The organism is Candidatus Pelagibacter bacterium nBUS_29, from assembly GCF_051200905.1.
Taxonomy (GTDB): Bacteria; Pseudomonadota; Alphaproteobacteria; order Pelagibacterales; family Pelagibacteraceae; genus Pelagibacter.
The window spans coordinates 786,687-800,659 of record NZ_CP172843.1 but is presented as its reverse complement, the minus strand read 5'-3'; the positions used below and the strand labels follow the sequence as shown (position 1 = coordinate 800,659).

Annotated in this window: 13 protein-coding genes; 11 read left to right on the top strand and 2 right to left on the bottom strand. The window is 30.0% G+C overall.

Features of this window, described 5'->3' with window-relative positions:
* The first annotated feature begins 49 nt into the window (after positions 1-49).
* From dctP to ACIJYA_RS04315, 11 genes are all read left to right on the top strand, one after another.
* A complete protein-coding gene (dctP, locus tag ACIJYA_RS04365; RefSeq protein WP_435087489.1) occupies positions 50-1,066 on the top strand; it encodes a TRAP transporter substrate-binding protein DctP in 1,017 nt (338 codons plus the stop codon).
* A 66-nt stretch (positions 1,067-1,132) separates the two neighbouring features.
* Positions 1,133-1,702, top strand: a complete 570-nt coding sequence (locus tag ACIJYA_RS04360) for a TRAP transporter small permease (protein ID WP_051348057.1) — start codon at positions 1,133-1,135, stop codon at positions 1,700-1,702.
* Position 1,703: 1 nt separating this feature from the next.
* The gene (locus ACIJYA_RS04355; protein WP_435087487.1) at positions 1,704-3,017 is read left to right on the top strand and encodes a TRAP transporter large permease; all 1,314 of its coding nucleotides are present in this window, start codon (positions 1,704-1,706) and stop codon (positions 3,015-3,017) included.
* Positions 3,017-3,886, top strand: coding sequence for an NAD(P)-dependent oxidoreductase (locus tag ACIJYA_RS04350; protein WP_435087486.1), 870 nt, complete (start codon positions 3,017-3,019; stop codon positions 3,884-3,886). The genes ACIJYA_RS04355 and ACIJYA_RS04350 overlap by 1 nt, the downstream gene beginning before the upstream one ends.
* Positions 3,883-4,626, top strand: a complete 744-nt coding sequence (locus ACIJYA_RS04345) for an SDR family oxidoreductase (protein WP_435087484.1) — start codon at positions 3,883-3,885, stop codon at positions 4,624-4,626. The genes ACIJYA_RS04350 and ACIJYA_RS04345 overlap by 4 nt, the downstream gene beginning before the upstream one ends.
* 21 nt (positions 4,627-4,647) lie before the next feature.
* Complete coding sequence (locus ACIJYA_RS04340; RefSeq protein WP_435087482.1) at positions 4,648-5,490, top strand: fumarylacetoacetate hydrolase family protein; 843 nt, start codon at positions 4,648-4,650, stop codon at positions 5,488-5,490.
* A 6-nt stretch (positions 5,491-5,496) separates the two neighbouring features.
* The gene (locus tag ACIJYA_RS04335; protein WP_435087480.1) at positions 5,497-6,669 is read left to right on the top strand and encodes a mandelate racemase/muconate lactonizing enzyme family protein; all 1,173 of its coding nucleotides are present in this window, start codon (positions 5,497-5,499) and stop codon (positions 6,667-6,669) included.
* Positions 6,662-7,588: an SMP-30/gluconolactonase/LRE family protein gene (locus tag ACIJYA_RS04330; RefSeq protein WP_435087479.1), complete on the top strand. Its 927-nt coding sequence runs from the start codon at positions 6,662-6,664 to the stop codon at positions 7,586-7,588. The genes ACIJYA_RS04335 and ACIJYA_RS04330 overlap by 8 nt, the downstream gene beginning before the upstream one ends.
* Complete coding sequence (gene ppc / locus ACIJYA_RS04325; protein WP_435087478.1) at positions 7,548-10,238, top strand: phosphoenolpyruvate carboxylase; 2,691 nt, start codon at positions 7,548-7,550, stop codon at positions 10,236-10,238. The genes ACIJYA_RS04330 and ppc overlap by 41 nt, the downstream gene beginning before the upstream one ends.
* Positions 10,239-10,946: a cytochrome c biogenesis CcdA family protein gene (locus tag ACIJYA_RS04320; protein ID WP_435087477.1), complete on the top strand. Its 708-nt coding sequence runs from the start codon at positions 10,239-10,241 to the stop codon at positions 10,944-10,946.
* A 9-nt stretch (positions 10,947-10,955) separates the two neighbouring features.
* Entirely contained in the window at positions 10,956-11,540 is a 585-nt protein-coding gene (locus ACIJYA_RS04315) for an FMN-dependent NADH-azoreductase (protein WP_435087475.1), read from the top strand.
* 11 nt (positions 11,541-11,551) lie between these two features.
* On the opposite strand, the gene ACIJYA_RS04310 is transcribed toward ACIJYA_RS04315, so the two are convergent.
* Positions 11,552-12,469, bottom strand: coding sequence for an alpha-E domain-containing protein (locus ACIJYA_RS04310; protein ID WP_435087474.1), 918 nt, complete (start codon positions 12,467-12,469; stop codon positions 11,552-11,554).
* Between the two features lie 2 nt (positions 12,470-12,471).
* On the bottom strand, positions 12,472-13,911 hold the full coding sequence (locus ACIJYA_RS04305) for a circularly permuted type 2 ATP-grasp protein (RefSeq protein ID WP_435087472.1): 1,440 nt from the start codon (positions 13,909-13,911) through the stop codon (positions 12,472-12,474).
* Positions 13,912-13,973: the final 62 nt, after the last annotated feature.

Genomic DNA, 13,973 nt, shown 5'->3' with positions numbered 1-13,973 from the left:
TTAAATATGATTTAGTTCTATTATTAAAAACATAACCGAGAGGAAGATAATGTTAAAATTAATATCAAAAACTATAGCTGCGGTAGCTGTTGTTTCAGTTGCTTTATTTGGTTCTGCAAATGCAAAAACACTAAAGATTGAAACTCACTTTACTGCTAATTCGCCAAATGGTGAAGTTGCAGCTCAATTCGCTAAAAACGTAGAAATGTTTTCTGGTGGAAGCTTAAAAGTAGAAATGTTTTATTCATCATCAGTTTCAGGAAAATCTGCAGAAGTATTTAACTCTGCACAAACTGGAATTATTGACTGTGATATGACGGGTGCTGGTTACCAAACTGGTAAAAATGCTGCGTTCCAATTTGCAGGTGATGTAATGGGTGGATACGATAACCCTTATCAACAATATGATTTCTTAAAGTACCCTGGTGCTCAAGATGCAGTTGATGCACTATACAATAAGTATGGAATGACACTTATTGGTTGGTGGATACCTGGACATGAGTCACTTATTTCAAGTGTTCCAATTCCAGATGTTGCATCTATTAAAGACTTTAAATTTAGATCGCCTCCAGGAATGGAAAGTATGATCTTTGCCGAGTTAGGCGCTAAACCAATCGTAATGGATTTTGGTGAAGTTCCAACTGCTTTACAAACTGGTCTAATTGATGGTGCTGACTATTCTAGTTTAGCAACTAACACTGCAGGTGGACACTATGAGCAAAATAAATATGCTACATATCCCGGTTTCCACTCTATGCCAGCTGACCACTTAGCTTGTAATTCTAAAGTTTGGAAAAAGTTAAAAGCTCATGAAAGAGGTGCTATGAAAGCCGGAATAGAAATTGCTGGTAGAACTATCACTAGCTTAGTTGAGAGAAAAAATGCTGAAGCTGTTAAACAATTAGCAGGTATGGGTGTTACTCTTCATGACTGGGCTCCATCAGAAAGAGCTAAGTTCAGAGCATCTGCATTAAAAGCTTGGGAAACTTGGAAGACAAAATCTCCTGAGGCTGCTCAACTTATAGAAATGCACAAAGCTTACATGAAAGCTAACGGTATCCTATAATTATAGGCATACAGAAAAATCTTGAAGGGCCTGAAAGGGCCCTTCTTTTTCAAAATTTAAAAAATTATGCTTGATAAGTCCTTACAAGAACAAACAGAAAAAGTTGCAAGCAAAGATGACTTTCCAATCAATTGGATAGATAGAATTACTTTATTCATAAGTCATACAATTAAATATTTAATACCAGTCATTGTAATTGTGATGATGTACGAAATTTTTATGAGATATATTATGGAAAAACCAACTATGTGGGTAAATGAACTATGCTTGTGGTTAGCAGGGGTTATTTACTTAGTTGGTGGAATATATGCAACAAGACTTAGAAGTCATATTAGAATTGTGATGCTTTATGATTATGTAGAAAGACCAACTCAAAGGATTTTTGATTTAATAAGCACATTAGTAATAGTCATATTTGCTGCTGCTGTCATTTATGGAGGTTGGGAAGACGCGCATAGATCATTTGTAACATGGGAAAGATTTGCAACTTTTTGGGATCCTCCTATACCTGCTACCATGAAACCACTTACACTGATTTGTGTGTTTCTTATTGCGGTTCAATCAGTAAATAACTTAATAGTGGATTGGAAAAATCCAAAAGAAAAACAATACGACCCATCTAAAGATTTGAAATAATATGGAAATAGGAGCACTTTCATTAATAGTTATATTTGGTTTACTTGCACTTATCTCAATAGGTGTTCCGCTTGGCTTTGCCTCTGGTTTTATGGCTGCCGTAGTGGTATTTGCAAATATTGGTGAGCATGCACTTGGAATTTTACTTTCAAGATATTATTCGCTTGTAGTAACTTATTCATTTTTATCTGTTCCTTTATTTATATTTATGGCTTCCTTACTTGAACGCTCGAACATAGCGAGAGACCTTTATGATGCTTTAAATGCTTGGCTTAGAAAAACTAGAGGTGGAGTAGGTGTTGTAACAGCAATAATGGCAACAATCATGGCAGCTATGAGTGGAATTATTGGAGGAGAAATAGTTTTACTAGGATTGATTGCGCTTCCTCAAATGTTGAGACTTAAATATGATCAAGATATGTCCATTGGTATTATTTGTGCATCTGGATCTTTAGGAACAATGATACCGCCATCCATTGTTTTAATTATTTATGGATTAACAACTCAAACTTCTATTACAATGTTGTTTCAAGAAGCAATAGTTCCTGGATTAATGATTTCAGGTTTAATTATTACTTATATTCTTGTCAGAACAAGACTTCAGCCTCATCTTGCGCCGATAAGTGATGAACCAGCTTTAACTTTTAAAGAAAAGATGTCATACCTTCCAGGTCTACTTCCTCCAATTGCTATAGTGGTAATTGTTTTGGGTTCAATTTATTCTGGTATCACTGGAATTACTGAAGCAGCAGGTATGGGTGTTGTTGCTACATTGATTATAATTTTCTTTAGAAAAGAATTAACATGGTTTTTATTTAGAGATGCCTTAGTTAGAACTTTTAAAGCATCTGGAACAATTTTAACAATTACATTTGGTGCAACAACTTTAGCTGGAGCTTACTCGTTAGCAGGTGGCCCAACATACGTTGCTGAGTTAATTTTAGGTTATGATTTAAAACCAATGTACTTAATTTTTATGATGCAAATAATGTTCTTAATATTAGGTGCGTTTATGGATTGGGTTGGAATTGTTTTATTAGCAATGCCTGTATTTTTGCCAATAGTTTTAGCTCTTGGTTTTGATCCTATTTGGTTTGGGATTTTATTTTGTGTAAATATGCAAGTTTCATTTTTAAGCCCACCATTTGGTCCTGCAGCTTTTTATTTAAAATCAGTTACTCCTCCACACATATCATTGACAGATATTTTTAGAGGATTTGGTCCATTCATTTTAATTCAACTAATTGTTTTAGCGTGTGTAATGTTCTTTCCAGAATTTACTACGCAAAATTTCCACGAGTTTAAGCCCAAATAATGAAAAAGATTGGTTTTATAGGTATAGGCCTAATGGGTCTACCAATGGCTCTAAATATACTTAAAGCTGGATATAATTTAAAGGTATTTAATAGATCAATAAATAAAACAGAACCACTAAAAGTGTTAGGTGCAGAAATCGCATCAACTATTAATGACGTTGTAAGAGATAGTGATATTGTAATCACAATGTTAACTGACGACACAGCAATAGATGACGTCATGAGTAGCTCCAATTTTTTAGATAATTTAAAGTCAGGCTCAACAGTCATTGATATGAGCTCGGTAAAACCAACCACTGCAACAAAACATTATAATAACTTAAAATCAAAAAATATAAATTATTTAGATGCCCCTGTGTCAGGTGGAACTATTGGTGCAGAAGAAGCTTCATTAGCAATTATGGTGGGTGGTGAGCAAATTGTTTTTGATGAGGCAATTGAAGTTTTTAAAACTATGGGTAATCCAACGTTAGTTGGACCTTCAGGAAGTGGACAAGTTTCCAAATTAGCAAATCAAGTTATTGTTGGTCTAACTATAGGAGCGGTTGCAGAGGCTGTAACTCTTTGTGAAAAAGCAGGAGCAAATCCAAATAAAATGATTAAAGCGTTATCTGGTGGTTGGGCTGATAGTAAAATACTACAAACGCATGGAAAAAGAATGATTGATAAAGATTTTACTCCAAAAGGAAAAACTTCAGTTCATCTTAAAGACATGAACAATATCTTAGAGTGCGCAAATAGTTTTAACACACATTTACCTATTTCAAATTTAGTGAAAGAAATGTATAAAACTCTTGTTGAAAATGGCCATGGAGAAACAGATCATAGTTCTCTATATAAAGAAATTGAAAGGATAAATAAAAAATGAGTGGAAGATTAGAAGGTAAAAAAATTGTAGTAACTGCAGCAGGTCAAGGAATTGGAAAAGCTACTGCTATTGCATTTCATAATGAAGGAGCAAATGTTACCGCAACAGATTTAAACGACAAAACCCTTGCTGATCTAAATAAAGAGTATCCTAATATTAATGTTCAAACGCTTGACTCAACAGATAATAATGCGATTTTAGAATTTGTAAAAAGTTTGGATAAAGTTGATGTTTTATTTAATGCAGTAGGATTTGTTCATCATGGTAGCATTCTTGAATGTGAGGATAAAGATTGGAATTTTTCTTTTGATGTAAATGTCAAATCTATGTATCAAATGTGTAAAGCAATTTTGCCTTTAATGGTTAAACAAAATGGTGGAAGTATAATTAACGTCTCATCATGCGCTTCAAGTTTAAAGGGATTTCCAAATAGATTTGTTTATGGAACTACAAAAGGAGCAGTTATTGGTTTGACTAAATCAATAGCAGCAGACTTTGTGAAACAAAATATAAGATGTAATTCAATTGCACCTGGAACAGTATTTTCACCATCGTGGCAAGACAGAGTAAATCAAAGCCCAGATCCAGTTCAAGCAAAAAAAGATTTTATAGCTAGACAACCTATGGGAAGATTAGGGACAGCAGAAGAAATTGCTGCTGTAGCTGTTTATCTAGCAGGTGATGATGCAACATTTACGACTGGAACAACAATTTCAGTGGATGGTGGAATTTCAATTTAATTAATAAAAAAAAGGTAAATTATGAAATTATTAAGAGTAGGGCAAAAAGGAAGTGAAAAACCAGCAGCATTAGATAAAGAAGGTAAAATTAGGGATATTAGTTCACACATAAAAGATCTAAATCCTGATCATGTGAACTTTGACACTATTTCAAAACTACAAAGTGTAGATTTGTCTTCACTACCGGAACTATCTTCAAGTGAAAGAGTTGGTTCATGCATAACAAAACCAGGTAAATTTGTAGCTATTGGTCTTAATTATTCTGATCATGCTGCTGAAACTGGTGCGGAAGTTCCTTCTGAACCTATAATGTTTATGAAAGCAACTAGTTGTATAGCTGGTCCAAACGATGATGTTGAAATTGTAAATGGATCAAAGAAATTAGATTGGGAAGTTGAGCTTGGAATTATAATCGGTAAAGAAGCAAAACATATTTCAGAGGATAAAGCTCAAGATCATATTTTAGGATATTGCTTAGTTAATGATGTGAGTGAAAGAGAATGGCAAATAGAAAAAATGGGTCAATGGGTTAAAGGAAAATCTCATGATACTTATGGGCCTATTGGACCATACCTTGTTACAAAAGATGAAATATCTGACATTAATAATTTAAAAATGAGTTTAGATGTCAATAGCAATAGAATGCAAACTGGTAACACAAGTACAATGATATTTAATGTAAATGTAATTGTTTCCTATGTGAGCAAATTTATGTCTTTACAACCTGGTGATATAATAACTACTGGAACTCCTCCAGGTGTTGGTATGGGAATGAAGCCTCAGCAGTTTTTAAAAGCAGGAGACACAATGAAACTATCAATAGAAAATTTAGGTGAGCAAAACTCGAAAGTAGTTGCTTTATAATAAATTGTGAAAATAACTTCTATTAAAAGTCATGTACTTAAATATGAGTTAGATAAAGAGCTAGGTTATTCACAGCAGTACTATAAACATAGAACTACCCACCTCGTTGAAGTTCAAACCGATGAAGGAATTTCAGGTTGGGGAGAATGTTTTGGACCTGGTAATATTGCTTTAGCTAATAAGTTTATAGTTGAAAAAGTTATTCAGCCTTTAATCGTTGGGGAAAATCCAATGAATAAAGAGTTTATTTGGCAAAAAGTATATAATTTACTTAGGGATAGTGGTCAAAAAGGAATGCCAATCCAAGCTTTATCAGGTGTTGATATCGCTCTATGGGATATTTTAGGAAAAAAAACAAATATGCCACTTTATCAATTAATTGGTGGCAAATGTAATAACCAAATACCAGTATATGGTTATGGAATGATGTTGCAAAATAAATCAGTTAATGAATTGATTGAGCTTTTCAAGGAAGAAGCAAAACAAATCAAATCCAAAAACTTTAAAGCAATGAAAATGAAAGTTGGACTGGGTCCAAAAGATGACTTGAAATTAGTTCAAGCGGTTAGAGAAGAAATTGGTATAGATTTTAAGTTAATGGTTGATGCCAATCATGCCTATAATTTAAACGATGCATTATATGTTGGAAGAGGGTTGGATGAACTTGATATATTTTGGTTTGAGGAGCCTGTAGCTCCTGAAGATTATGAGGGATATAAAGAATTAAAACATAAAATAAATACTAATATTGCTGGAGGAGAAGCAGAATTTACAAAATATGGTTGGAATGAATTAATAAAAAACAAATGCATAGATATAGCTCAGCCAGAGGTTTGTGGTTTAGGTGGAATCACAGAATATTTAAAAATATCAGCGCTAGCACAAGCTAATTTTATTCCTGTTATAAATCATGTATGGGGATCAGCAGTAAGTATTGCAGTTAATTTGCATTTATTAACAGCCCAACCTGATATGCCAGGAGGATTATTTCCATCAAAAGCAATGCTGGAGTTTGATACTACAGAAAAGAATATTTTTATTACAGATTTACCAACTGAGGATTTTTCAATATTAGATCAAGTAAAACAAAATGATGGATTGGCTGCCGTTACAGACAATGCTGGTATTGGCGTAACACCAAATAATGACTTTATTAAAGAATTTGAAATTAATGAATAAAATTAAAACTTCAGTACCTGAAGTACTTTGGAAGTTAAGATGTAAATTGGGTGAAGGAACCTTATGGGTTAAAGAGCACAACTCAATTTATTTTGTAGATATTAAAAAGAAAATTTTTTTTTCTTTAAATATAAAAAATAACAAAAAGAAAAAATATAAAGTTAATAAAGAAATTGGTTTTTTGGCCCATGTTAAAGGTAATATTTTTATTTTAGGTCTTCAGGGAGAATTAAGAATCCAAAATATTGAAACCAAAAAAATTATTAAAAGTATTTTAATAGAAAAAGATATAAAATTAAATAGAATTAATGATGGTAAAACTGATCCAAAAGGAAATTTATGGTTTGGTACTATGGACAATCTTGAAAGAAAAATTGAAAAAGGCTCACTTTATAAATTAGATAAAGATTTGAATTTAATAAAAGTGGATAAGAATTATAGAATTACAAATGGGCCTGCATTTATTGATGAATATAATTTTTACCACACTGATAGCTCAAAAAAAATAATCTATAAAATAAAAATTGATAAAAAGAACAACATTATTAGAAAAAAAATATTCAAGAGATTTTTAATAAAAGATGGTTCTCCAGATGGCATGACATTGGATAAATATAAAAATCTCTGGGTTGCACATTTTCATGGTGCTTGTGTCTCGGTATTTAACAAAAATGCTAAATTAATACATAAAATAAATTTGCCTGCAAAAAATATTACAAATTGTGCATTTGGAGGACATAATAATAGTGAAATTTTTATCACTACAGCCACAAAAGGTATGAGCAAAGCAGATTTGCTAAAATATAGATACTCAGGATTCCTTTTTAGTGTAAAAACTAACACGAAAGGAATTTTACAAAAAAAATTTATATTCAGTAATGAAAAAAAGAGATCTTTATTACGAACGAATTCCAACTAAACTTTTAAGAGAGGATATTAAATTTTTAGGTACAATTCTTGGTAAGGTAATTAAGGATCAAGAAGGAGAAATATTTTTTAAAATAGTAGAAAGTCTTAGATTGTTATCTAAAGACACGTTATTGGACAAACAAAAGAATAAAGTTTTTTTAAAGATTTCAAATAAAATTAAAAAATTTTCACCTGAACAAACATTTAAAATTACAAGAGCGTTTTTACACATATTAAATTTAATGAATCTGGCTGAGTCCCTTGATGCATCTAGAAAACTTAATGAGTACAACAATCCTTATTTTAAAAATAAAAATCAAAATTTATTTATTGAAGACATAATTGAAGGGCTTTTTAAAAATAAAAAAATTTCTAATAATGAGGTATATGAACAAGCTAAAAATTTGAATATTGGCATTGTTCTCACTGCCCATCCAACCGAAGTTAAAAGAAGAACATTGATTCAAAAATATGCAAATTTAATCGATTTAATGGAGCAAAGACATTTATATAAAAGATATCCCACAAAAATTACAGAGATAGACAGACAAATCTATACCCAAATCACAATAATATGGAAAACAGATGAGCTCAAAAGATCAAAGCCATCTCCATTAGATGAAGCAAAATGGGGGTTAGCTGTTATAGAAGATAGCTTATGGGACACAATTCCTAAAGTTTATAAAAGACTAAATGATATCTTTAGAAAAAATTTAAAAAAAGATTTGCCAAGAGGTTTTAATCCCATTCAATTTGGCTCATGGATGGGGGGAGATAGAGATGGAAATCCAAATGTCACGGCTAAAGTAACAAAAAAAGCAATCCTTTTTTCTAGATGGCAAGCAGCAAAATTATATGAAAAAGAATTAACTAAATTAATACAAGATTTATCCATGAAAGAATGCTCTTCTAAAATTAGAAAAATAACAGGCAAAACTTTCGAACCTTATAGGGTTTTTTTAAGACCAATCAGAGATAAAGTTAGGACTACTTATCAATCAATTGAAAATCATTTAAACAAAAATGAACAACTTGATGAAAGTAAATTATTAAAAGATAAAAACGAAATTTTAAAACCACTCAGAGATATAAGAGAGTCATTAAATTCAAATAATTCACAGTATATAGCTAATTCTGATTTGTTAGATTTAATAAGAAGAGTGAGATGCTTTGGTATTAATTTAGCTAGACTTGATATTAGACAGGAGTCATCTAGGCATGACCAATTGTTAAATGAAATATTAAAAAATAAATATAAGATTAATTTTTCTGATTTTAGTGAAGATAAAAAAATTAATTATCTTAATTCTTTAATTAAACAAAAAAAATATTTTTTGAAAAAATTAAATATTAGAAATAAAGAAAACAAAGAAGTTTGGGATACTTTTAAACAAATATCAAATGAACCTTCTCAATGTCTCGGTGCTTATGTGATATCAATGACTTCAAAGGCATCAGATATTTTAGCGGTTTTTTTTTTACAAAAACAAACCCAAGCTAATGAACTATTAAGAGTTGTACCTCTTTTTGAAACTTTGGATGATTTAAAAAATGCTAAAAGTGTAATGGAAAACCTTTTTAAATTACCATGGTATCGAAAACTTATTAAAAACCAACAAGAGGTAATGATTGGTTATTCAGACTCTAGTAAAGATGCAGGAAAATTATCTGCAAGTTGGCATCAATATAAGCTTCAAGAAGAACTTAGAAACCTTGCAAAAAAATACAAGATCGACTTAGTATTTTTTCATGGTAGAGGCGGTTCTGCAGGCAGAGGTGGTGGCCCCATTCAAGCAACACTAAAATCCCAACCGTCAAATACTGTTAATGGAAAAATTAGAATTACTGATCAAGGAGAGGTTATTCAACAAAAGTATGGATACAAGCCATTAGCAGAATATAATCTTTGTAGTTATATAGGAGCTGTAATGGATGCTTCATTAAACCCTCCACCAAAATCTAAAAAAAATTGGAGAAATCTAATTGAAAAAATGTCAGAAATTTCAACATCAGCTTACAGAAAAAACCTTAATCAAAGTGAAGATTTTATTAGATATTTTAAAACTGTTACTCCACACAAATCACTTGGTAAGCTAGCAATTGGATCAAGACCTACCAAAAGAAAAAATATTGATAATATTCAAGGTCTAAGAGCTATCCCGTGGGTTTTTGCATGGACTCAAATTCGATTAATGTTACCTGCTTGGTTAGGAACCACTGAAGCACTAAGATATGGATCAATTAAAAAATATTCCAAAACATTAACTGATATGGAAAAAAACTGGCCCTATTTTATCTCAACAATGGATATATTAGACATGGTTATTTCAAAAGTAGACCCAGAGATTTCAATTATTTATGAAAATAATTTAGCAGACAAAGCATTAAGAAGAATTGGTAAAAAATTGAGATTTCAATTCAAAGCATTAGTTGAATTACACAATAAAATTACCCCAAAAGAAGTAATTAAAGAGAGAAAAGAATTTAGAAAAGCATTATTTATAAGAAATAATTATACAGAAATGTTAAATATATTGCAGGCTAATGTTATGAATAAACTTAATAATAAAAAATATAAAAAATCAGATAAAAAATTTCTAGATGATGCGTTAATGACATCTATAGCTGGAATATCTGCAGCAATGAAAAATACAGGATAAATGATTGAATTGTTAATAGCTTTTGGAGCTGGACTTATTAGTTTTTTATCTCCTTGTGTTTTACCTTTGATACCTGGGTATGTTTCTTTTATCTCTGGTCAGTCATTACAGGAAATTTTAAAATCAAAAAAAATTAATATATTACCTTTAATTTTATTTTGTTTTGGTTTTTCAACCGTATTTATCATTTTAGGAGCATCAGCATCTTTTTTAGGTCAAACACTTTTGCAAAATTCTGAAACTTTAAGAATAATTGCAGGAATTGTAATAATAATTTTTTCTTTACAATTGATCGGGCTAATTAACATTGGATATCTTAATTTAGAGAAAAGATTTGAGGCAAAAAAATCACAAAATATTTTATTTCCTTATACAATAGGATTAGCTTTTGGTTTTGGATGGACACCATGTATTGGACCAATTCTAGGATCAATATTAGCTTTAGCTTCTATTGAAGAAACTTTGTCGAAAGCTATTATTTTATTAAGCTTCTACTCCATCGGTCTTGCAATACCTTTTGTTTTATCAGGTTATTTAATTCAAAAATTTCTATTATTTTCAAAAAATTTTAAGAAAAACATAAATTTAATATCTAAAGTCGGTGGAATTATTCTTTTAATTACAGGAATATTAATTTTAACAAATCAATTGCAAGCTGTTGGTTTTTATATAATTAAAATTTTTCCTTTTATGCAAAATTTCGGTTAAGATTATTTAATGAAAATCTATCAAATTGATTCAAGCGCAAGGAAAAAGGGTTCTTCTTCAAGAGCATTAGCAAAAAAAGTGTTGGATAAAATTAGAAAACCTGGTGATGAAGTTATTTATCGTGATTTAGATGATGAGATGCTTTTTGTGAGTGGTTTGACAGAGTCTGGAATGAAAATTGATGAAAAAGATCAAACTGAAGAACATAAAAAGATGTTTAAACTATCTGATAAGTTGGTTAGTGAATTAAAAGAGAGCGATATAATAATAATTTCAGCCCCAATTTATAATTATGGTCCTCCTGCTACTTTAAAAGCTTGGTCTGATTTAGCTGCCAGAGTTGGTGAAACTTTTAGATTTAAACCTGATGGAAGAAGAGAGGGTTTGTTGAAAAATAAACGTGCTTATTTAGTTATTACATCAGGAGGAACAAAGCTAAATAGTAAAGAGGATTTCTTAACACCTTGGTTAAAGTTTATATTAAATTTTTTTGGTATTGAAAAGGTTGATGTGGTTAGTGCTGACCAGATGGCTCTTGATTATGATAAATCTATTAAAGATGCAGAATTACAAATTGAAAAATTAAATTCTTAGTTTTTTTTATTTTAAGAAAAATATTTTTTTTGAACTAAATTATCTAGGTTAACAATTTTTTTTTGTATTTTTTCTAAAAATAATAAAAAATTATCTAAATCATCTGATTTAACTTTAAAATTATTCACATCTCTTTGAATTTCTTTTATATTTTTTGTCAGATCATTTTTTTTTGATATTCTAAAAATAGCTCTTTCAATTTGATTTAAATTCCAATTTATAGATCTTGGAAAAATTTTTGTTTTTAAAAAAAACTCAATAATATCTAATATAGAAATATCTTTTTTAGAATGTTGTCGATAAGCTTGAAATGCCGAAATTGATTTTAAGATATTAATCCACTCTAAAGTTAAATACTCATATCCTTTTTTATGTTGATTAGATCTTAACGTTTGTGATTGGAGTATTCGAATTAACATATCTGTTCTTTCTATAAAACGACCTAATCCTAGAAACTGATAATCAATATTTCTTTGCATTTCTAAGTCTGTTGAATACATAAAATTTTGTGATCCTTGAATTATGTTACTTAATAATTTTAGATTTCTTTTATTAGAGTTTTTTCTGTTAATAGTTTTGTTAAATTTGATAAGTAGTTCATTCAACTTTAAAATCGATTGTTCGGGTAAAATATCCCTAACAATTAAGGAATTTTCTTTAGAATAATTAAGTGAATTAATAATTGATGAATGATTTTCTTTATTTGAAATAAAAAATTCAATTATTTTTTTTTCAGAATATTTCTTATTCAATTTTAGATAGTCTTTATTAAGACTCATTGCAGTTAATAATGGTTTCCAGGAAATTTCATTTTCGAGCGATAAATCAAGCTGTAGCTCGCTAGTTGTAATAAGTAATCTTGATGTAAAATTTGACCTCTCTAAATAACGAGACATCCAAAAAATTAATTTAGCTCTTCTACTTAACATATTTAACTATCTATAATCCATGTATCTTTACTTCCACCTCCTTGAGATGAATTTACAATCATACTTCCTTTTTTTAGAGCAACCCTAGTTAAACCACCTTGAGTTACGTAATGATTTGATCCTGATAAAATAAAAGGTCTTAAATCAATATGTCTTGGATCAAGTTGGTTGTTAATTAATGTTGGTGATGTAGATAAATTTATAAGAGGTTGAGCCACATAATTTCTTGGGTTTTTTTTAATTTTCTTAACATATTCACTTAATTCTTTTTTTGACGCTTTAGGACCCATTAAAATTCCATAACCACCAGATTCATTTGCTGGTTTTACTACTAGTTTTGAAATATTTTCAATCACATAATCTCTATGTTTTTTATTATGACATAAAAATGTTTCTACTTGTTCTATTAGTGGCTCTTCATCTAAATAAAACTTAATCATTTTAGGAACATAGCTATAAACAGCCTTATCATCAGCAACACCTGAGCCTGGAGCATTAAGAATGCTAATATTACCTTTTTTCCAAGCTTTAAAAATACCAGGCACACCAATCAAAGATTTTTTATTAAATACTTTTGGATCTAAAAATAAATCATCAATTCTTCTGTAAAGTGAATGTAATTGTTCTTTGCCTCCGACTGTTTTCATAAATACTTTATCTTTTTCAACAAACAGATCTGACCCTTCAACAAGTTCGACCCCCATTTGTTGAGCTAGGTATGCATGTTCAAAATATGCGGAGTTATAAATACCTGGTGTAAGAATAGCTAATTTTGGATCATTTTTATTTTTTGAAAGAGAGCGCATACAAGAATAAAGTTTTGAACAATATTCATCAACAGGGCTTATTTTATGTTTTGCAAAAATTTCAGGAAAAACACTTTTCATAACCATCCTATTTTCAAGCATATAAGAAACACCAGAAGGAACTCTTAAATTATCTTCTAGAACTAAAAAATTACCATCAATATCTCTTATAAGATCTGATCCACAAATATTAGCCCAAACTTTAAAAGGTGGTTTTACTCCAACACATTCTTTTCTAAAATTTCCAGAGTCAAACACCACTTTTTTTGGGATGATTTTTTCTTTAAAAATTCTTTGTTCGTTGTAGACATCATGAATAAACAAGTTAAGAGCCTTTACCCTTTGAATAAGTCCTTTAGAAACTTTAGACCAATTTTTTTTTGTAATAATTCTTGGAATAATATCAAGTGGCCAGTAATGATCGGCTGGCTTATTTTCTGAGTAAACTCTAAATGTGATACCTCTTTGACTAATTGCGTTTTCTGAACTTTTAATTGTTGTTAAAAGTTTTTGTTTTGAATATTTGGCAATAAAATTTGAGATATTTTTGGTTTCTGGCCTTAATTTATTTTTTGATGTTAAATATTCATCAAAAACATTATTAGCTTTGTAATTATCCCATGAAATTTTAGGCATTTACAATTAAATCATAAAAAGATTAAAAAAACATGAAAATAAAATACAATTAAATATTAAAA